Raw genomic sequence first — 17,846 nt, 5'->3', positions numbered from 1 at the left:
ACCGGGACGAGATGGCCATCCTCTTGTCATGAACCTGCGGCTCGATGGGCGGGCCGCAGCCTCATGGAGGTGTGGGATGCACCGCAGATTGGCCACCGGTCTTGCCGCCTCGACCCTGACCCTCGTCACCGTGATCGGCGCCGCCACCAGCGCGAGCGCCGCTCCCGCCGACAAGCCTCAGGTGCTCGCGAACTGGACGCAGACCAGCGAGTCCAGCTTCAGCACGTGGGCCGCCGCCCGGGCCAACCAGGCCGCATGGGCCGCGTACGCCTTCGACTGGTCGACCGACTACTGCTCCTCCTCGCCGGACAACCCCTTCGGCTTCCCCTTCTCGATGTCCTGCGCCCGTCACGACTTCGGCTACCGCAACTACAAGGCGGCAGGCACCTTCAGCGCCAACAAGCCCCGGCTCGACAGCGCCTTCTACGAGGACCTCAAGAGGGTCTGCGCGGCCTACAGCGGCGGCACGAAGACCTCCTGCACCAGCACGGCCTGGACGTACTACCAGGCCGTGCGGGCCTTCGGCTGACGGTTCGTCACCGAGAGGGCGCCGGGCGGCGGGGTGGGTCCCCGCGCCCGGCCGACCCGCGGCTCACCGGCGCAGGGCGCCCATGATGCCGATCCGCGGCCACGACCGCGCAGCCGTGAGCAGAGCCTGCGTACGCGCCGAGGGGGTGGCCGCCGCTGCCGCCAGGGCCGCTGCCGCGCTCGCGATGCCGAGGACCGCGCCCGCCGCCACATCGCCCGGGTAGTGCACGCCCGTGTGGACGCGCGAGTAGCCGACGGCGCCGGCCAGTGCCCCGAGCGGAACCGCCGCCGGGGGCAGCACCACGCCGACGGCCGTGGCGAACGCGACCGCCGACGCCGTGTGCCCGGACGGGAACGACGCCGAGGTCGGCATCTTGACGTGCCGGTCCACCGTCACCCGGGCGGCTTCCCGGTCCGGCCGCGCCCGGCGCACCAGCCGCTTGCCGAGGAGGTTGGCGGAGGCCGAGGCCACGGCGATCGCGCCGACACCGGCGAGGGCGGCCTTGCGCGGCCGCTTGCCCGCCAGGGCCAGGGCGGCGGCGATGGCGAAGGAGATCTTGGAGTGGTCGGCCGCGTGCGACAGGTGGCGCAGCGTGCGGTCCAGGGTCGGTGTGGGGGTGGCGGCCACCGCCGCGTACAGGGCGCCGTCCACGGCCCTGAGATCGCGGAACACGGCGCTCAGGAGCCGGCCGGGTCCGCCCGCGGAGTCCCGGGTGTTCTGGAGCGGACGGGGGGCGTCCGCGTTCGTGGTCCTCGGATCGGTCATGTGCTTCTCCCCGCAGTGGCCTTCCCCAGCAAGGTACCGGCTCACACCCGACGCACGCTCGGCGCCCCTGCCAGCCGGTACCTCCCGGGTGCCCGGACGGCGGACGCACACCCCGGTGAGCCGCGACACTGACCGCATGTCACTCCTGCCCCACCGAGCCCTGCGCGCACTGGACCGTTTCCACGCCGCCCGCCCCTGGGACCACAACGCCCGTTTCCACCGCTGGATCCTGCGGCAGCTCCCCGAGCGGGTGGGCAGTGCCCTGGACGTGGGCTGCGGCACCGGCGATCTGGCCCGTCTGCTGGCCGGCCGGGCGGAGCGGGTGCACGGCATCGACGCCGACCCGGAGATCACGGCCCGGGCGCGGCAGCTGACGCCCGCGGCGGCCCCGGTGACCTACGCGGCGGCCGACGCGCTGACCGGGTTGGGGGATCGGTCGTACGACGTCATCACCTGTGTCGCCGTCGTCCACCATCTGCCGTTCACCCGGGCCCTCGAGACCTTCCGCGACCGGCTGGCCCCCGGCGGCACTCTGGTGATCGTCGGAGTGGCCCGGGAACGGACGCTCGTCGACCACCTGCTCTCCATCGCGTCGATCCCGCTCGACATCGTCATGGCGTTGCTGAAGAACCGGGGCCGTACGGCCCCGCGCCCGGTCTCGATGACGGCCCGCACCCGTCCGGCGGAGCTGACCTTCACCGAGATCGCGCGCGAGGCCCGGGCCGTCCTCCCCGGCGTGCGACTGCGCCGCCGGCTGTTCTGGCGCTACACGCTGGTGTGGCGCCGCCGCTGATCCGCAGGAGCCTCAGCCGGCGGCCCGGAAGGTGCGCAGCCGCAGTGAGTTGCCGACCACGAAGACCGACGAGAAGGCCATCGCCGCCCCGGCGATCATCGGAGTGAGCAGGCCGGAGGCGGCCAGCGGCAGGGCCGCCACGTTGTAGGCGAAGGCCCAGAACAGGTTCGAGCGGATGGTGCCGAGCGTGCGGCGGGCGAGCCGGATGGCGTCCGCCGCGGCTCGCAGATCGCCGCGCACGAGCGTCAGGTCGCCGGCCTCGATGGCGGCGTCCGTACCGGTGCCCATGGCCAGACCCAGATCGGCCTGCGCGAGTGCCGCCGCGTCGTTGACACCGTCGCCGACCATCGCCACCGACCGGCCCTCTGCCTGGAGCCGCTTGACGACGTCGACCTTGTCCTGCGGGAGCACCTCGGCGATGACCTCCTCGATGCCCACCTCGCGGGCGACGGACCGGGCCACCGCCTCGTTGTCACCGGTCAGCAGGATCGGCCTCAGGCCGAGCGCCCGCAGCCGTCCGACCGCCTCCGCGCTGGTGTCCTTCACCGCGTCGGCCACCTCCAGCACCGCGCGCGCCTCGCCGTCCCACGCGACCGCGATGGCCGTGCGCCCGGCTTCCTCGGCCGCCGTCCTCGCCCCGGCCAGGCCCTCGGGAAGCCGCATCGCCCAGTCGGCCAGCAGCCGCTCCCGGCCGACGAGCACCGCGTGGCCCTCGACCACGCCCTGCACACCGAGGCCGGGGACGTTGGCGAAGTCCTCAGGAGCCGGCAGCGCGCCCAGCTTCTCCAGCGCCCCGTCGGCGACGGCCCGCGCGATCGGGTGCTCGGAGGAGTGCTCCAGCGCCCCGGCCAGCCGCAGCACGTCCGCCTCGTCCGTGCCCTCGGCGGTGTGCACGGCCAGCAGCGTCATACGGCCGGTCGTGACGGTGCCGGTCTTGTCGAGGACGACGGTGTCGACCCGGCGCGTGGACTCCAGGACCTCCGGGCCCTTGATGAGGATGCCGAGCTGGGCGCCCCGCCCGGTGCCCACCATCAGCGCGGTCGGTGTCGCCAGCCCAAGGGCGCACGGGCAGGCGATGACCAGGACGGCGACCGCGGCGGTGAACGCGGCCGTCAGTCCGGCGCCGTTGCCCAGCCAGAAGCCCAGCGTGCCGAGCGCCAGGGCGATCACCACCGGCACGAACACCGCGGAGATCCGGTCCGCGAGCCGCTGCGACGCCGCCTTGCCGTTCTGCGCGTCCTCCACCAGCCGTACCATCCGGGCGAGTTGGGTGTCGGCGCCCACTCGGGTGGCCCGCACGACGAGCCGCCCGCCGACGTTGATCGTCGCGCCCGTGACCGGGTCGCCCGCGCTCACCTCCACCGGCACGGACTCGCCGTTGAGCATCGAGGCGTCGACGGCGGAGGAACCCTCTTCGACCGTCCCGTCCGTCGCGATCTTCTCGCCGGGCCGGACCAGGAAGCGGTCTCCGGCGTTCAACTCCGCTACCGGGACGGTCTGTTCACGGCCGTCGGCCCGCAGCACGGTGACGTCCTTCGCGCCCAGCTCCAGCAGCGCCCGCAGCGCGGCGCCCGCCTTGCGCTTGGCGCGGGCCTCGAAGTACCGCCCGGCCAGGATGAAGGCGGTCACGCCCGCGGCGGCCTCCAGGTAGATGTTCCCGGCGCCGTCCGTGCGCCCGATGGTCAGCTCGAAGGGGTGGGTCATGCCCGGAGTGCCCGCCGTGCCGAGGAACAGCGCCCACAGCGACCACAGGAACGCGGCCGAGGTGCCCACCGAGATCAGGGTGTCCATGGTGGCCGCGCCGTGCCGGGCGTTGGTGAACGCCGCCTTGTGGAAGGGCCAGGCCGCATAGGTCACGACGGGCGCCGCCAGGGTGAGCGACAGCCACTGCCAGTACTCGAACTGCAGCGCCGGGACCATCGCCATGGCGACGACGGGCACCGACAGCACCACGGCAGTGATCAACCGCTCGCGCAGCGGCCGCAGTTCGTCCGGCTCCTCGGACGGGCCGGTCTCCGGGGCAGGGGGAGTGGGCTCCTGTGCGGTGTATCCGGTGGCCTCAACGGTGGCGATGAGATCACCTACGGAGACGTCGCCGGAGTAGCCGACCCTGGCCTTCTCGGTGGCGTAGTTGACGGTGGCGGTGACCCCGTCCATGCGATTGAGCTTCTTCTCGATGCGCGCGGCGCAGGAGGCGCAGGTCATGCCCCCGATGGCGAGCTCCACCTCGGCGTCGGTGCCGGTCGATGTGCCGGTGCTCATGCTCAGACCCTCCCGGTCAGCTCGTAGCCGGCCTCGTCGACGACCTCCGCGATCACATCGTCGTCGGGCTCGGCGGCACTGGTGACGGTGACATGGCCGGTGTCGAGGTCGACCTCGACACCGGTGACGCCGGTCAGCTCGCCGATGGCCTTGGTCAGCGTGGCCTTGCAGTGGCCGCAGGACATTCCGGAGACGGCGTAGGTGGTGGCGGGCATCGGGTGCCTCCTCGGGGCGGTTCGACAGATGCGGTTCTATACGGGGCAGGGGTATCCCGCGCCGATTTCAGGTATACCCCCGAGGGGTATATGATGCAAGCGCCGAGACGGCTTGACCTGATACCCCCCAGGGGTATGCTGAGCTGTATGGAGGCCCCGCATTCGAGCGGGGGACCGGTATCTGAAGGAGCCGACGGCCATGAACACCGGACTCAGGATCACCACCTTGGCCGCCGCGCTGGCAGCGACCTTCGGCGCGGCCTACGGCGTCGGCCAGGGCATCGACCCCGTCGTCGCCGACAGCCCCCCGAAGCACGGGGACGAGCACAGCCGGCCCACACAGGAGCAGGCGGAGGGCGGCGGTCATGGCGGACACGACACGCCCCCCGCCGGCGGACTGCAGGTCTCCGAGGGCGGTTACACCCTCGACCTCGACACCCCGCGCGTCACCGCTGGCAAGCAGGCCGACCTGCGCTTCACCGTCCGCGACGCCGGCGGCCGGGCGGTCACCGCCTACCAGCGCGAGCACGACAAGGAGCTGCACCTCATCGTGGCCTCACGCGACCTGGTCACCTACCGCCATCTGCACCCCAGCCGCGCTGCCGACGGCACCTGGAGCACCCCCGTGGACCTGCCCCGCGCGGGCGGCTACCGCGTCTTCGCCGACTTCACCCCCGCCGGGAAGAACGCCGAGAACCTCACCCTCGGCGCGGACCTCGCCGCCTCCGGCCCGTACGAGGCCCGGCCCCTGCCGCCCGCGAGCACCACGGCCCGGGGCGACGGCTACGAGGTGAAGCTGTCCGGCGCCCCGCAGCCGGGCAGGGCGAGCGAACTGAAGCTGAAGGTCTCCCGCGGCGGCAGGCCCGTGACCGACCTCCAGCCCTACCTCGGCGCGTACGGCCACCTCGTCGCCCTGCGCTCCGGCGACCTCGCCCATCTGCACGTCCACCCGAAGGGCGAACCCGGCGACGGCACGACCAGGCCCGGGCCGGACATCTCGTTCACGGCCACCGCACCCAGCTCCGGCGCCTACCGCCTGTTCCTCGACTTCAAGCACGACGGCAAGGTCCACACGGCGGCGTTCACCGTCCGGGCCGGGGGAGCGGCGCCCGACTCGGGTACCCCCGAGGGGCATGCGGAGGACGGCCACGGGCACTGAGCCGAGCGTCAGCCGAGCACCCGGTCCAGGTTGAACGCCGCGCTGATCAGCGCGAGATGCGTGAACGCCTGCGGGAAGTTGCCCTGCTGCTCCCCGGTGTGGCTGATCTCCTCGGCGTACAGACCCAGGTGGTTGGCGTAGGTCAGCATCTTCTCGAAGGCCAGGCGCGCCTCGTCGACCCGGCCCGCGTGCACCATGGCCTCGACGTACCAGAACGAGCAGATGGAGAACGTGCCCTCGTCGCCGCGCAGCCCGTCGGGGCTGGAGCGGGGGTCGTAGCGGTACACCAGCGAGTCGGACACCAGCTCCTCGGTGAGCACGTCCAGCGTCGACAGCCACTTCGGATCGGTGGGGGCGATGAACTTCGACAGCGGCATCATCAGCACCGCCGCGTCCAGCACGTCGCCGTCCTCGTGCTGGACGAAGGCCCCGCGCTCATCGGACCAGCCACGGCTCATGATCCGCCGGTAGATCGTGTCGCGGCACTCCCGCCAGCGCGGCAGGTCGGCGGGCAGGCCGCGCCGGTTGGCCATCCGGATGGCCCGCTCGATCGCCACCCAGCACATCAGCCGCGAGTACAGGAAGTTCCGGCGCCCGCCCCGCGTCTCCCAGATCCCCTCGTCGGGCTGGTCCCAGTGCGCGCACACCCAGTCCACCAGGGCGCACACGTCGTCCCAGTGACCGCTGGAGATGGGCTTGGCCCACTTGTCGTAGAGGTAGATGGAGTCGATCAGCGCGCCGTAGATGTCGAGCTGGAGCTGGTCGGCCGCCGCGTTGCCGACCCGTACCGGCGCCGATCCGTGGTGGCCCTCCAGATGGTCGAGGGTGCGCTCGGGCAGCTCGGTGCGGCCGTCGATGCCGTACATGATCTGCAGCGGCCCGGAGACCTTGCCGTCGCCCGGGCTGATGTGCCGGGTCACGAAGTCCATGAACGCCTCGGCCTCGCCGGTGAAGCCCAGCCGCAGCAGGGCGTAGACGCAGAACGCCGCGTCGCGCACCCACACGTACCGGTAGTCCCAGTTGCGCTCGCCGCCCAGCTCCTCGGGCAGGCTCGTCGTCGGCGCCGCCACGATCGCCCCGGTGGGCGCGTACGTGAGCAGCTTCAGCGTCAGCGCCGAGCGGTGCACCATCTCCCGCCAGCGGCCCTTGTACCGGGACGCCGACAGCCAGCGCCGCCAGTACGCCACCGTCGCCGCGAACTGCTCCTCGGCCTCCGTGCGCGCACACCTGCGGGGCGTCACGTCGCCGCCGACCTTGTCCAGCGCCAAGACCGCCGTCTCGCCCTCGGACAGCTTGAAGTCGCCCCTGACGTCTCGCCCGTCGGCCTCCAGCGGCACGGTCGCGGTCAGCGCCAGCGCGAGCCCCGGGGCCTCGAACACCGCGGTGTCGCCGGCCAGCCGGACCGTGTGCGGCAGGGAGCCGTAGTCGAACCGGGGCGCCACGCGCGTACGGAACGGGATCGAGCCGCGGACGCACACCACCCGCCGGATCACCCGGTGCCGCTCGGCCTCGGCCGGCCCGCCGCCGACCGGCATGAAGTCCTGCACCTCGCCGACCCCGTCCTCGGTGAAGAAACGGGTGATCAGCACGTTGGTGTCGGGGAAGTAGAACTGCTTGGTCCGCGCCGGCACGGACGCCGCCAGTTCGAAACAGCCGCCGCGCTCCGCGTCCAGGATCGAGGCGAACACGCTCGGCGCGTCGAAGGCCGCGCAGCAGTACCAGTCGATGGTGCCGTCGGTCCCCACCAGGGCCACACTGCGCAGATCGCCGATCAACCCGTGCTCGGCGATCGGCACATAGCGCCGGCCGCCCGGCACGCCCCGCTCCTGTGCGGCTCCGCCCATGACGGCCTCCCTGCCCGGTAGGCGCTCAGCCCCAGCCTAGAACCGCCGAAGGACGGCCGCCGTCGGACGGTCGCCGGTCGGCCGGTCGCCGTCATGGAGTCACCGTCAGACCGTGATGACCCGCAGCCCCGCCTCCTCGAAGCGCCGCACCGCCCCCGCGTCGGCCGCCGTGTCCGTGACCAGCGTGTCCACCGCCTCGGCCGCGCAGATCCGGGCGAATGCCCGCTGCCCCAGCTTGCTGGAGTCCGCGGCCACCACCACCCGCTCGGCACGCTCGCACAGCAGCCGGTTGATCGCGGCTTCCGCCTCGTCGTGCGCCGCGGCGCCGTGCGTCACATCGAACGCGACCACGCCGAGCACCGCCACATCGACCGTGATCTGGCCGAGCACCCCGTCCGCGAGCGGTCCCACCAGCTCGTACGACTGGGGCCGGGCCACTCCGCCGGTCAGCACGATCTTGAACTGGGGCCGCACGACCAGCTCACCCGCGATGTTCAGCGCGTTCGTCACCACGGTCAGCGCGGGCGACCCGGATGCCAGATCCCCGCGCACGGCCAGGGCCCGGGCCACCTCGGTCGTCGTGGTCCCCCCGGTGAGCCCGACCGCCTCGCCCGGCGCGACCAGATCCGCCACCGCCTTGGCGATGCGCTGCTTCTCGGAGGCGCGGCGGGCCGTCTTGTAGCGCAGCGGCAGCTCGTACGACACGCCGTGCACGACCGCCCCGCCCCGGGTGCGCACGAGCATCTGCTGCTCGGCGAGTCCGTCGAAGTCACGGCGGATCGTCGCCGCGGACACCCCGAGTTCCACCGCCGCGTCCTCGACGTCCAGCCGGCCGCGCTCCACGAGCAGTTCCAGCAGCGCCTTCCAGCGGGCGTCGCGCGACATCCGCACCTCCACGTATCGATCTCCGGCGACCTTAGCGCACCCGATCCTGCCGGATGCTTGATGATGCTTGGAAGCTGGCTATATCTTGCAGGAACAAGCATGGGCGGAGGGTGCGGTATGACGCATGTCGAGGACGAGCTGACCAGCCAGCCCGAGTGCTGGGCGCGCGCCGCGTCGGAGGCGCCCCGATGGGCGAAGGTGCTGCCGGCGCCGGGGGAGCGGGTCGCGATCGTCGGCTGCGGCACCTCGTACTTCATGGCGCAGGCCGCCGCCGCCCTGCGCGAGGGCGCGGGGCAGGGCGAGACCGACGCCTTCGCCGCCTCGGAGTTCCCGCACGGCCGCCGCTACGACCGGGTCCTCGCCATCACCCGCTCCGGCACCACGACCGAAGTCCTGGACCTGCTGGGCCGCTTGAGGGACACCACCCCCACCACCGCGATCACCGCCGACCCGGACACGCCCGTCAGGACGGCCGCCGACGCCCTCGCCATCCTGGACTTCGCGGACGAACGCTCCGTCGTCCAGACCCGGTTCGCGACCACGGCCGTCACCCTGCTCCGCGCCCACCTCGGCCTCCACCCCGACACCGCCGTCACCGACGCGCGCACCGCCCTGGCCGCGCCGCTGCCCGAAGGCGTCGTGGAGTGCGGGCAGTTCACCTTCCTGGGCCGCGGCTGGAGCGTCGGACTGGCCAACGAGGCCGGGCTGAAGATGCGCGAGGCCGCCCTGGCCTGGACGGAGGCCTACCCCGCGATGGAGTACCGGCACGGCCCCATCAGCATCAGCACCCGGGGCACGGCCACCTGGATGCTGGGCGACGCACCGGACGGACTCGCCGAACAGGTGCGCGACACCGGTGCGTTGTGGATCCCCGGAGCCCTGGACCCGCTCGCCGAACTCGTGCGCGTCCACCGGCTCGCGGTCGCCGTCGCCGCCTCCCGGGGGCTGGACCCCGACACCCCGCGCCACCTGACGCGCTCGGTGATCCTCGAACCCTGACCCTGGAGACCCCGTGCCCCTCACCACCACCGGCGCCCTCGTCACCGCCGCCGCGGCCACCCGCTCGGCCGTCGCCTCCTTCAACGTCATCACCCTGGAGCACGTCGAGGCCGTCATCGCGGGTGCCGAGTCGGTGCGCGCCCCTGTCGTCCTCCAGGTCAGCGAGAACGCGGTCAAGTTCCGCGGCGGACACCTGTTCCCGCTCGCCCGCGCGGCCGTCGCCGCCGCCGAACACGCCGCCGTCCCGGTCGCGTTGCACCTCGACCACGTGCAGAGCGAGACCCTGCTGCACCAGGCCGCCGACGCCGGCTTCAGCTCCGTGATGTACGACGCGGCCCGGCTGCCCTACGCGGAGAACCTCGCCGCGACCCGGGCGGCGGTCGACCGGGCGCACGCCCAAGGGCTCTGGATCGAGGCCGAGCTGGGCCAGATCGGCGGCAAGAACGGCAGACCCCCGCTGGACGCACACGCCCCCGGCGCCCGCACCGACCCCGACGAGGCACGCGTCTTCGTCACCGACTCGGGCGTGGACGCCCTGGCCGTCGCCATCGGCAACTCCCACGCCATGACCACCCGCACGGCGGCCCTCGACCACGCCCTGCTCAAGCGCCTGTCGGCCGCACTGGACGTCCCGCTCGTCCTGCACGGCTCCTCCGGCGTCCCGGACGACGAACTCACGGCGGCGGTCGCGGGCGGCATCACCAAGGTCAACATCGGAACGGCCCTGAACATCGCGCTGACCGGTGCGATCCGGGAGTTCCTCGCCGAGCGGCCTGAGGCGGTCGACCCGCGCAGCTACCTGACCCTCGCGCGGCAGGCGATGACGCGGGCGGTGGCGAGGATCCTCCACACCCTCGGCGCCGCTACCGTTTGACGGCCTTCAGCACCACGAACTTCGGGTCGCTCGCGACGAGCCGGCTGTTGCCGAACAGCTTCCGCAGCTTGACGTGGTAGCCCAGGTGCCGGTTGCCGATCACCCACAGCTCCCCGCCCGGCCTGAGCGCCCGCCGCGCCCCGGTGAACATCCGCCAGGCCGTGGCGTCCGTCGTCGCCTGGTGGGAGTGGAACGGCGGGTTGTTCAGAACCAGGTCGACACTCCCGGACGGCACACCCGCCAGCCCGTCACCGACCCGGAACTCGGCATGCCCCGAAGCGCCGTTCGCCTTGTACGTCGCCTCCGCCGAGGCCACGGCCTGGAAGGACTCGTCCACGAACAGCACCTCGGCGTCCGGGTCGGCCAACGCCACCGACGTGCCCACCACGCCGTTGCCGCACCCCAGGTCCACCACCCGGCGGCCCCGCCCCTCGGGCAGATGCCGAAGGAAGAACCTCGTCCCGATGTCGAGCCGGTCGGCGCAGAAGACCCCAGCGTGATTGACGACCGTGCCTCCCGCGGCCGCGCCGATCCCGTCCGGCAGCGTGTAGACGTACGGCCACGGATTGCCGGGCCGCTCCAGGGCGGGATCCGGCGCACAGAAGATCAGCCGCGCCTTCTTCTCGGCGAGCGAGGTGCGGGTCGGGCCGAGGATCCGCTCGAACAATGTCAGCGTCGAGGTGTGGATCTCCTTCACCATGCCCGTGCCGACGACGACCGTCCCCGCGTGCACCGCCGGAGCCAGGCGCAGCAACTGGTCCTCCAGCAGCGCCAGGCTCTTCGGCACCCGCACCAGCAGCACGTCGATCCGCTCCGGCGGCGGATCCTGCGTGGTGAGCAGCCCCACCGCACCCGGTTCGACGCCGGCCCGCGCGAGGTTGGCCCGGGTCGCCTCCTGCGTGAGGTGGGAATCGGTGATCTGCACCGGCCGGTGCGCGGCAAGCGCCGTGACCAGCGCGCCCCACCGGTCCCCGACGACCACGACCGTCCCGTCCAGCGGCACCCGCTCCTCGGCCAGGTGCCTCAGCAGGTACTCGTCCGAGGCGTCCCAGGCGCGCAGCCTGTCGCGCGGGTCCTCGGGGAATCGGGTCAGCGCCGGCTCGCCCCACGGCGTCGTCATACGGTCGTCCATCGTGCGACCAGGCTAGCCGAGGCCCAGCTCAGGGCGTGTCGGGCACCATGGAAGGCATGGACGCCGAGCTGTTCCCCAGGGCCCGTACGCAGGTCGCGCCCGGCGCCGTGCACCTGCCCGACTGGCTGGACGCCGAACATCAGAGCGCGCTGCTCGACGCCTGCCGCGACTGGGCCCGGCCGCCCGCGGGGCTCCGCACGGTCCGCACACCCGGCGGCGGCACCATGACCGCCCGGCAGGTCTGCCTAGGCTGGCACTGGTACCCGTACGCCTACGCCCGCACAGTCACCGACGGGGACGGCACCCCGGTCAAGCCTTTCCCGCGATGGCTCGGCGACCTGGGCCGCCGGGCGGTCCGCGACACCCTCGGCGGGCCCCCGCCGGACTACGACATCGCGCTGATCAACTTCTACGACGCCGACGCCCGCATGGGCATGCACCGCGACAGCGACGAGAAGTCCGACGCGCCGGTGGTGTCGCTGAGCCTCGGCGACACCTGCGTCTTCCGCTTCGGCAACACCGAGACGCGCACCCGGCCCTACACCGACGTCGAGCTGCGCAGCGGCGACCTGTTCGTCTTCGGCGGCCCGTCCCGCCTGGCCTACCACGGCGTCCCACGCGTGCGCGCGGGCACGGCACCGCCCGGACTGGGCCTGACGGGCCGGCTCAACATCACCCTCCGGGTCAGCGGCCTCTGATGCCCGGCCGCATGCGTCGCCGCTCTTCCCCGCCGCCCGGCCGGCAGGCTCGGCCACCATCCCGGCGGATCATGGGAGACTCGCCCTCATGAGCGGGAAGGCGGACCCCCGGCAGGCGGGGAACGGGAGCACTTCGAGAGCGCGGCTGGACCGGGGGCGCGGAGCGCTCGGACCCGCACTGGAACTCGTGCACACCGGACGCGCGCCGACCCGGGCCGTGCTCACCGCCGAGCTCGGGGTGACGCGGGCGACGGCCGGTGCGGTCGCCGCCGAGCTGGAGGCACTCGGGCTCATCCGGGTCGACGCCCGGCCAGGCGCTGCGGCCGGCTCGCAGGGCAGGCCCTCCCACAGGCTGGCCGTCGCCGACGACGGGCCCGTCGCGCTCGCCGCGCAGGTGCACGCCGACGGGTTCCGGGCGGCGCTGGTCGGACTGGGCGGGCGGATCGTCGCGACCGCGCCCGGCTGCGAGGTCGTGGACGCCGACCCGGCCAAGGTGCTCGCCTCCGTCGTCACGGCCGGCGCCGAGTTGCTGCGCGAGACCGGACTGCGCTGCGTGGGCGCGGGTCTCGCCGTGCCCTCCGCCGTCGCCGAACCCGAGGGGCTGGCGCTGAACCCCCTCCACCTGGCCTGGCCCGCGGGCGCGCCCGTGCGGGACATCTTCGCCGAGCAGGTCCGCGCGGCCGGCATCGACGGGCCCGCGTTCGCCGCGAACGACGTCAACCTCGCCGCGCTCGCCGAGCACCGGCACGGCGCCGGCCGAGGCTCCCGCGACCTGCTGTGCGTGGCCACCGGCCACCGCGGCGTCGGCGGCGCGCTCGTCCTCGACGGCCGTCTGCACCGGGGCAGTTCGGGCCTCGCGCTGGAGGTCGGGCACCTCACCGTGCACCCCGAGGGCCGCCCCTGCCACTGCGGCAGCCGCGGCTGCCTCGACGTGGAGACCGACCCGCTGGCCTTCCTCACGGAGGCCGGACGCGAACCGGGCCCCGAGGTGTCGCTGCTCCAGCAGTCCATCGACCTGATCCGCCACCACTACGACGACCCGGGCGTGCGCACCGCCGCCGAGGCCATCGTCGACCGCCTCGGCCTGGGCCTCGCCGGCCTGGTCAACATCCTCAACCCGGACCGCATCATCCTCGGCGGGCTGCACCGCACCCTCCTCGACGCCGACCCCGGCCGGCTGCGCGCGGTCGTGGCCGACCGCAGCCTGTGGGGCCAGAGCGGCGGCGTCCCCATCCTGCCCTGCACCCTCGACCACAACAGCCTGGTCGGCGCGGCGGAACTGGCCTGGCAGCCGGTCCTGGACGACCCGTTGGGGGCGCTGGCCCGGCGGGGATGAGCGCGTGACCGGACGAAACCGACCTCACTGGTATCAGGCTTGGCCGCGCCGCTTCCGGGAAGGCGCGCCGCTGAGCGGGCAGGCTGGGTCGCGGGCAGTCCGTCCGCACCGCACGACCGAGGAAGTTGACGCAATGACCGACAAGCTCACCGTGGGGGTCCTGGGTACCGGCATCATGGGCGCCGCGATGGCCCGCAACCTCGCCCGGGCCGGACACACCGTCCACGCCTGGAACCGCACCCGGGCCAAGGCCGAGCCGCTGGCCGCCGAGGGCGTGCGGATCGCCGACACCCCCGGGCAGGCCGTCCAGGACGCCGATGCCGTCCTGACCATCCTCCACGACGGGCCCGCCGCACTGGACACGATGCGCGAGGCCGCCCCCGCCCTGCGCCCCGGCACCGCCTGGGTGCAGTCCACCACCGCGGGCATCGAGGACGTGGCCCAGCTGGCCGCCTTCGCCCGCGAGCACGGCCTGGTGTTCTACGACGCCCCCGTCCTCGGCACCCGCCAGCCCGCCGAGGCCGGGAAGCTGACCGTGCTCGCGGCCGGTCCCACCGAGGGCCGCGAGAAGGTGACGCCGGTCTTCGACGCCGTCGGCGCCCGGACCGTGTGGAGCGGCGAGGACGGGGCCCAGGGCGGTGCCACCCGGTTGAAGCTCGTCGCCAACAGCTGGGTCCTCGCCGTCACGGCCGCCGCAGGCGAGGCCCTCGCCCTGTCCGAGGCCCTCGGCGTCGACCCCCGCGGCTTCTTCGACCTGGTCGCCGGTGGCCCGCTCGACATGGGCTATCTGCGCGCCAAGTCCGAGCTCGTCCTCGAGAACAAGCTCACGCCGCCCCAGTTCGCCGTGAGCACCGCCGCCAAGGACGCCCGGCTGATCGTCGAGGCCGGCACCGCACACGGTGTCCGCCTGGACGTTGCCGAAGCGGCCGCCGCCCGCATGGAGCGCGCCGCCGCCCTGGGCCACGCCGACGAGGATATGGTCGCGGCCTACTTCGCCAGCTTCGACGACAAGACCGACTCCTAGGAGATTCCCCCCCATGTCCAAGCCGCCGCTGCCGCCCGAGGCCGACGACCTGCTGAGCCGGCCCAACCCGTGCGTCATGGCCACCCTGCGCTCCGACGGCGCACCCGTCTCCGCCGCCACCTGGTACGCGTGGCAGGACGGCCGTGTCCTGATCAACCTCGACGAGGGCCGGGTACGGCTGAAGCACCTGCGCCGCGACCCGCGCGTCACCCTCACCGTCCTCGACGCCGACAACTGGTACACCCACGTCACCCTCATCGGCCGCGTCACCGAGATGTACGACGACGAGGACCTGGCCGACATCGACCTCCTCGCCCGGCGCTACATCGGCAAGCCCTACCCGGACCGCGACCGCCGTCGGGTCAGCGCCTGGATCGAGGTCGACCGCTGGCACGGTTGGGGCTCGCTGAAGGACAGCGACCAGGCCGGCGGCTGAGACCCGGTGACCTGGCAGGTCAGGGCCACTCGGTCCCGAACGCCCGGCCCGGGTTCTCGGTGAGGATGCGCTCGACCAGCGCCTCGCCCACGGCGTGCACGAGCCGGGGCCGCACCCGGCGCAGCAGACAGGGCATCCCGGGGCCGCCGTCCACCGAGCGGGCGGCGGCCGTGGTGGTGTCCGCGCCCAGCAGCACCCGGTCGCCGAACCCGGCCTCGGCGAGGGCCCGTACGGCCTCCGGCATCCGCCAGTCCGTTGCGTGGTGGGCGAGGGACGGTCCGTCGAAGGCCAGATAGCAGCCGGACTCGGCCGCCTGCCGGTGCACCACGAGATCGGGGGAGCGGTTGAGGTGCCCGAGCACCACGCGGTGCGGCGGCACCCCCAACTCCCCGCACAGCAGGTCCAGTACGTCCAGCGCCCCGGTGCCCATCTCCAGGTGCACGGTGATCGTCGCGCCCGTGGCGTGATGCGCCTCGGCCGCCGCCGTCATGGTCCAGCGAGCGTGCGCGTCCAGGGCGTGGAAGCCGCCCGCGACCTTGACCAGTCCCGCCCGCACCCCCGACGTCCCGATGCCCACGGTGAGTTCGGAGACGAAGACCTCGGCGAGCCGGCTCCGCAGCCCGGCCAGCGTGTCCTCGTCGTAGTGCACGGCCTGATGCAGACCGGTCGCGGCCACCACGTGCACGCCCGTCTCCCGGGACAGCGGCGGCAGATCGGCCGCCCGCCGCCCGAGCCCGTACGGCGTCCACTGCACCACGGCCCCACCGCCCTGCTCGCGGAAGGCGACCAGCTCCGCCCGCGCCGCCGGCACGCTCCGCAGCTCCTGGCCGGGCAGCCGGGGACTGCCGAAGAACAGATGGTCGTGGGCGTCGCACACGCCCAGGTCGGCGGGAGACACATCCCCCAGGACCGTGCGGACCGCGCTCACCACTGGCGTCCCCGGGGCAGCAGGTCCCGGCCCGGCGCGGACAGGTGCAGCACCTCGAACACCTCGCCGTCGGCCTTGGGCGTGTCCTGCTCCCAGTGCTCCCAGAGGGAGAAGTGCACCAGCTCCCAGCGGCTGGTGTCGACGGCCGCGGCGGCGCACAGGGCCCCGTCCTCCGCCGCCAGCCGCCGGGCCTCACCCACCGCGTCCTCCACGACCTCGGCCAACAGCCCGCCGTCCGGCACCGGTTGGCGGTGACGTATCGCGAACCGCGCCCGCGAACCGTCGCCTTCCTCGTACGCGAGGCCCGTCCACTGGCGTGCCGGCGGCCGCCCGAAGTCGTCGCCGACTCCCTGGAACCCGCCGCCCCACAGGAAGGAGTTCATGCCCTCGACGGTGTTCCAGAGGTAGAAGGGCGCGTACTGGTTGACCGGCGAGCCGCGCAGGCCACGCTCTCGGACCAGATAGGCCTTGAGGCCCAGCCCGTCCCAGTCGTCGAGCAGATGCCCCCGGCGGGCGACGCGGTCTCGGATCACGCCCATGTCGTAGTCGGCGGGAAGGGTGATCACGTACTGCAAGGCATGCATGGAGGTCTCCTCAAGAGGTCCGGGGTGCCAGCAGGGAGAGCAGCCCGCGGACCCCGGCGTCGAACACGGCGGGGGAGCCGGAGGCGCGGGCGAGGACATAACCGCCCTGGACGGTCGCGACGACCGCCGCCGCGATCTCCCCGGCGTCCAGACCGGGCGCGAACTGGCCCTGGGCCTTGCCCTCTTCGACGATCCCGGCGATGCGCCCGCGCAGCCAGTCGAGCGTCTCGTCGACCGGTCCGCGCAGCTCGGGGCTCGCGATCACGTCCGGATCCATCGTCAGCCGGCCGACCGGGCAGCCCCGCAGCACGTCCCGCTCGCGCCGCAGATAAGCCTCGATGCGCGCGTGCGGCGTGCCGGGGCCGTCGAGTACGCCGGCGGCGGCAGCGCGCATCTCCTCGGCGGTACGGCGGATCGCGGCCAGGGCGAGATCGGGCTTGCCCTTGAAGTGGTGGTACATGCTGCCCTGCCCGGCGTCCGCGCGCTCCAGGATCGCCTTGGGGCTGGTGCCCGTGTAACCGCGCTCCCACAGCAGCTCGCGGGTGGACTCGATCAGCCGTTCCGGTGTGCTCATGGCGTGACTGTACATACCAGTAGTTACAGAAGTCGAGTGCGCGCGGAGCAGAGGAGATCCGTCCGTCTACTCCCCGCGGGGTACGCGCAGTGCCGTCGGCCGTACGACGACCGGCGACCCCTCGCCGGACGACTCTCGAAAGCGACACCGCACACGAAGCGACCGAGGAGTTGGACGACATGCAGACCCTGGCGAACTTCGGCGACGGCGGCGGGCCCGGCCCGTGGATCCTGCTCTTCCCGGTGATCTGGGCGCTCGTGATCGGCGGCGGCATCGTGCTGCTGCGCCGCACGGTGTGGCGCGGACGCCGCGGCGGACCCTGGCAGCGGCCCACCGTCGAGGGCGACTCGCCCCTCGCCGTACTCGGCCGCCGCTTCGCCTCCGGCGAGATCGACGAGGACGAGTACTGGCGCCGACTGTCCGTGCTGAACGAGGAGTTCGGCCGCAAGGGAGGCGCCGCATGACCACACTGACCCGGGCGATCCACGAACGCACCCGCGAGCCGGGCCTGCTCAGGGCCGTCGGTCAGACCCGTGCCCAACCGCGGGCCATGGTCCGCTGGGAGTCGGTCATGGTCGCCGCGTTCGGCACGGCTGGCGGGCTCGCCCTCGGCGCCTTCCCCGGCCGGGTCCTCGTCAGGGCCTCGGACGGCGCGAGCGGCAGTGCCTTCGCCTTCGGGGTGCCGCCCGCCCAACTCACCGTCGTGGTCGCCGTGGCACTCGCCGCCGGCGCCCTCGTGCGGCTGCGCCCGGCCCGGCGCGCGGCACGTCTGGACGTGCTGCGGGCCGTGGCCGCGGAGTGACGCACAC

At 73.4% G+C, this 17,846-nt stretch carries 19 protein-coding genes and 1 pseudogene; 11 read left to right on the top strand and 9 right to left on the bottom strand.

Going from position 1 to position 17,846, the window contains the following annotated elements:
• The first annotated feature begins 76 nt into the window (after window positions 1–76).
• Window positions 77–529 carry a phospholipase gene (locus K4G64_RS02420; RefSeq protein ID WP_221754351.1) on the top strand — a complete coding sequence of 151 codons (453 nt, stop codon included), beginning with the start codon at window positions 77–79 and terminating at the stop codon, window positions 527–529.
• A gap of 63 nt (window positions 530–592) precedes the next feature.
• On the opposite strand, the gene K4G64_RS02415 is transcribed toward K4G64_RS02420, so the two are convergent.
• The gene (locus K4G64_RS02415; RefSeq protein ID WP_221754350.1) at window positions 593–1,294 is read right to left on the bottom strand and encodes a phosphatase PAP2 family protein; all 702 of its coding nucleotides are present in this window, start codon (window positions 1,292–1,294) and stop codon (window positions 593–595) included.
• A gap of 136 nt (window positions 1,295–1,430) precedes the next feature.
• On the opposite strand from K4G64_RS02415, the gene K4G64_RS02410 reads away from it, so the two are divergent.
• A complete protein-coding gene (locus tag K4G64_RS02410) occupies window positions 1,431–2,087 on the top strand; it encodes a bifunctional 2-polyprenyl-6-hydroxyphenol methylase/3-demethylubiquinol 3-O-methyltransferase UbiG (protein ID WP_221754349.1) in 657 nt (218 codons plus the stop codon).
• Window positions 2,088–2,099: 12 nt separating this feature from the next.
• Here K4G64_RS02410 and K4G64_RS02405 read toward each other — a convergent pair whose 3' ends face one another.
• Both K4G64_RS02405 and K4G64_RS02400 read right to left on the bottom strand, forming a co-directional pair.
• Window positions 2,100–4,349 (bottom strand): cation-translocating P-type ATPase, encoded by a 2,250-nt coding sequence (locus K4G64_RS02405; RefSeq protein WP_221754348.1) that lies wholly within the window; start codon window positions 4,347–4,349, stop codon window positions 2,100–2,102.
• A 2-nt stretch (window positions 4,350–4,351) separates the two neighbouring features.
• Window positions 4,352–4,564 carry a heavy-metal-associated domain-containing protein gene (locus K4G64_RS02400; protein WP_221754347.1) on the bottom strand — a complete coding sequence of 71 codons (213 nt, stop codon included), beginning with the start codon at window positions 4,562–4,564 and terminating at the stop codon, window positions 4,352–4,354.
• A 199-nt stretch (window positions 4,565–4,763) separates the two neighbouring features.
• Between K4G64_RS02400 and K4G64_RS02395 the strand changes: the two genes are divergently transcribed.
• Window positions 4,764–5,723, top strand: coding sequence for a DUF748 domain-containing protein (locus tag K4G64_RS02395; RefSeq protein WP_221754346.1), 960 nt, complete (start codon window positions 4,764–4,766; stop codon window positions 5,721–5,723).
• A gap of 8 nt (window positions 5,724–5,731) precedes the next feature.
• On the opposite strand, the gene K4G64_RS02390 is transcribed toward K4G64_RS02395, so the two are convergent.
• Together K4G64_RS02390 and K4G64_RS02385 are read right to left on the bottom strand one after the other, a co-directional pair.
• The gene (locus K4G64_RS02390; protein WP_221754345.1) at window positions 5,732–7,567 is read right to left on the bottom strand and encodes a glycoside hydrolase family 15 protein; all 1,836 of its coding nucleotides are present in this window, start codon (window positions 7,565–7,567) and stop codon (window positions 5,732–5,734) included.
• A 105-nt stretch (window positions 7,568–7,672) separates the two neighbouring features.
• Window positions 7,673–8,452, bottom strand: a complete 780-nt coding sequence (locus tag K4G64_RS02385; protein WP_221754344.1) for a DeoR/GlpR family DNA-binding transcription regulator — start codon at window positions 8,450–8,452, stop codon at window positions 7,673–7,675.
• Window positions 8,453–8,569: 117 nt separating this feature from the next.
• Between K4G64_RS02385 and K4G64_RS02380 the strand changes: the two genes are divergently transcribed.
• Window positions 8,570–9,451: an SIS domain-containing protein gene (locus K4G64_RS02380; protein WP_221754343.1), complete on the top strand. Its 882-nt coding sequence runs from the start codon at window positions 8,570–8,572 to the stop codon at window positions 9,449–9,451.
• A gap of 13 nt (window positions 9,452–9,464) precedes the next feature.
• Window positions 9,465–10,325, top strand: a complete 861-nt coding sequence (locus K4G64_RS02375) for a class II fructose-bisphosphate aldolase (RefSeq protein WP_221754342.1) — start codon at window positions 9,465–9,467, stop codon at window positions 10,323–10,325.
• Here the strand turns inward: K4G64_RS02375 and K4G64_RS02370 are convergent.
• Window positions 10,315–11,445 (bottom strand): methyltransferase, encoded by a 1,131-nt coding sequence (locus tag K4G64_RS02370; protein ID WP_221754341.1) that lies wholly within the window; start codon window positions 11,443–11,445, stop codon window positions 10,315–10,317. The genes K4G64_RS02375 and K4G64_RS02370 overlap by 11 nt on opposite strands.
• Before the next feature lie 68 nt (window positions 11,446–11,513).
• Between K4G64_RS02370 and K4G64_RS02365 the strand changes: the two genes are divergently transcribed.
• The 4 genes from K4G64_RS02365 (at window position 11,514) to K4G64_RS02350 (ending at window position 14,951) form a co-directional block, all read left to right on the top strand.
• The gene (locus K4G64_RS02365) at window positions 11,514–12,155 is read left to right on the top strand and encodes an alpha-ketoglutarate-dependent dioxygenase AlkB (protein ID WP_221754340.1); all 642 of its coding nucleotides are present in this window, start codon (window positions 11,514–11,516) and stop codon (window positions 12,153–12,155) included.
• 88 nt (window positions 12,156–12,243) lie between these two features.
• A complete protein-coding gene (locus K4G64_RS02360; protein WP_221754339.1) occupies window positions 12,244–13,491 on the top strand; it encodes an ROK family protein in 1,248 nt (415 codons plus the stop codon).
• 133 nt (window positions 13,492–13,624) lie between these two features.
• Window positions 13,625–14,515, top strand: a complete 891-nt coding sequence (locus tag K4G64_RS02355; RefSeq protein WP_221754338.1) for an NAD(P)-dependent oxidoreductase — start codon at window positions 13,625–13,627, stop codon at window positions 14,513–14,515.
• A gap of 13 nt (window positions 14,516–14,528) precedes the next feature.
• Window positions 14,529–14,951: a PPOX class F420-dependent oxidoreductase gene (locus K4G64_RS02350; RefSeq protein WP_221754337.1), complete on the top strand. Its 423-nt coding sequence runs from the start codon at window positions 14,529–14,531 to the stop codon at window positions 14,949–14,951.
• Window positions 14,952–14,970: 19 nt separating this feature from the next.
• On the opposite strand, the gene K4G64_RS02345 is transcribed toward K4G64_RS02350, so the two are convergent.
• From K4G64_RS02345 to K4G64_RS02335, 3 genes are read right to left on the bottom strand one after another with little or no spacing between them, the layout of a single operon-like run.
• Window positions 14,971–15,879, bottom strand: coding sequence for a phosphotriesterase (locus tag K4G64_RS02345; RefSeq protein ID WP_221754336.1), 909 nt, complete (start codon window positions 15,877–15,879; stop codon window positions 14,971–14,973).
• Window positions 15,876–16,463 carry a DUF4865 family protein gene (locus tag K4G64_RS02340; protein ID WP_221754335.1) on the bottom strand — a complete coding sequence of 196 codons (588 nt, stop codon included), beginning with the start codon at window positions 16,461–16,463 and terminating at the stop codon, window positions 15,876–15,878. Before K4G64_RS02340 ends, K4G64_RS02345 begins: the two co-directional genes overlap by 4 nt.
• Window positions 16,464–16,473: 10 nt before the next feature.
• Window positions 16,474–17,052, bottom strand: coding sequence for a TetR/AcrR family transcriptional regulator (locus tag K4G64_RS02335; protein ID WP_221754334.1), 579 nt, complete (start codon window positions 17,050–17,052; stop codon window positions 16,474–16,476).
• Window positions 17,053–17,216: 164 nt separating this feature from the next.
• Between K4G64_RS02335 and K4G64_RS02330 the strand changes: the two genes are divergently transcribed.
• Both K4G64_RS02330 and K4G64_RS02325 read left to right on the top strand, forming a co-directional pair.
• Entirely contained in the window at window positions 17,217–17,501 is a 285-nt protein-coding gene (locus tag K4G64_RS02330; RefSeq protein WP_221754333.1) for an SHOCT domain-containing protein, read from the top strand.
• 2 nt (window positions 17,502–17,503) lie between these two features.
• Window positions 17,504–17,839 (top strand): annotated as a pseudogene (locus tag K4G64_RS02325) (FtsX-like permease family protein); the annotation flags it as partial.
• Window positions 17,840–17,846: the final 7 nt, after the last annotated feature.

The sequence above is a fragment of the Streptomyces sp. WAC04114 genome, assembly GCF_019733245.1.
GTDB lineage: Bacteria > Actinomycetota > Actinomycetes > Streptomycetales > Streptomycetaceae > Streptomyces > Streptomyces massasporeus_A.
Note: the sequence above shows the minus strand (reverse complement) of the source record. Positions and strands in the feature narration are given on the sequence as shown.

Bases quoted from the DNA above. Each gene is read 5' to 3' on its own strand.
- K4G64_RS02410 (WP_221754349.1), top strand. From the start codon at position 1,431: ATGTCACTCCTGCCCCACCGAGCCCTGCGCGCACTGGACCGTTTCCAC.
- K4G64_RS02415 (WP_221754350.1), bottom strand. From the start codon at position 1,294: ATGACCGATCCGAGGACCACGAACGCGGACGCCCCCCGTCCGCTCCAG.
- K4G64_RS02330 (WP_221754333.1), top strand. From the start codon at position 17,217: ATGCAGACCCTGGCGAACTTCGGCGACGGCGGCGGGCCCGGCCCGTGG.
- K4G64_RS02385 (WP_221754344.1), bottom strand. From the start codon at position 8,452: ATGTCGCGCGACGCCCGCTGGAAGGCGCTGCTGGAACTGCTCGTGGAG.
- K4G64_RS02420 (WP_221754351.1), top strand. From the start codon at position 77: ATGCACCGCAGATTGGCCACCGGTCTTGCCGCCTCGACCCTGACCCTC.
- K4G64_RS02335 (WP_221754334.1), bottom strand. From the start codon at position 17,052: ATGTACAGTCACGCCATGAGCACACCGGAACGGCTGATCGAGTCCACC.
- K4G64_RS02390 (WP_221754345.1), bottom strand. From the start codon at position 7,567: ATGGGCGGAGCCGCACAGGAGCGGGGCGTGCCGGGCGGCCGGCGCTAT.
- K4G64_RS02365 (WP_221754340.1), top strand. From the start codon at position 11,514: ATGGACGCCGAGCTGTTCCCCAGGGCCCGTACGCAGGTCGCGCCCGGC.
- K4G64_RS02360 (WP_221754339.1), top strand. From the start codon at position 12,244: ATGAGCGGGAAGGCGGACCCCCGGCAGGCGGGGAACGGGAGCACTTCG.
- K4G64_RS02355 (WP_221754338.1), top strand. From the start codon at position 13,625: ATGACCGACAAGCTCACCGTGGGGGTCCTGGGTACCGGCATCATGGGC.
- K4G64_RS02370 (WP_221754341.1), bottom strand. From the start codon at position 11,445: ATGACGACGCCGTGGGGCGAGCCGGCGCTGACCCGATTCCCCGAGGAC.
- K4G64_RS02400 (WP_221754347.1), bottom strand. From the start codon at position 4,564: ATGCCCGCCACCACCTACGCCGTCTCCGGAATGTCCTGCGGCCACTGC.
- K4G64_RS02405 (WP_221754348.1), bottom strand. From the start codon at position 4,349: ATGAGCACCGGCACATCGACCGGCACCGACGCCGAGGTGGAGCTCGCC.
- K4G64_RS02350 (WP_221754337.1), top strand. From the start codon at position 14,529: ATGTCCAAGCCGCCGCTGCCGCCCGAGGCCGACGACCTGCTGAGCCGG.
- K4G64_RS02340 (WP_221754335.1), bottom strand. From the start codon at position 16,463: ATGCATGCCTTGCAGTACGTGATCACCCTTCCCGCCGACTACGACATG.
- K4G64_RS02380 (WP_221754343.1), top strand. From the start codon at position 8,570: ATGACGCATGTCGAGGACGAGCTGACCAGCCAGCCCGAGTGCTGGGCG.
- K4G64_RS02395 (WP_221754346.1), top strand. From the start codon at position 4,764: ATGAACACCGGACTCAGGATCACCACCTTGGCCGCCGCGCTGGCAGCG.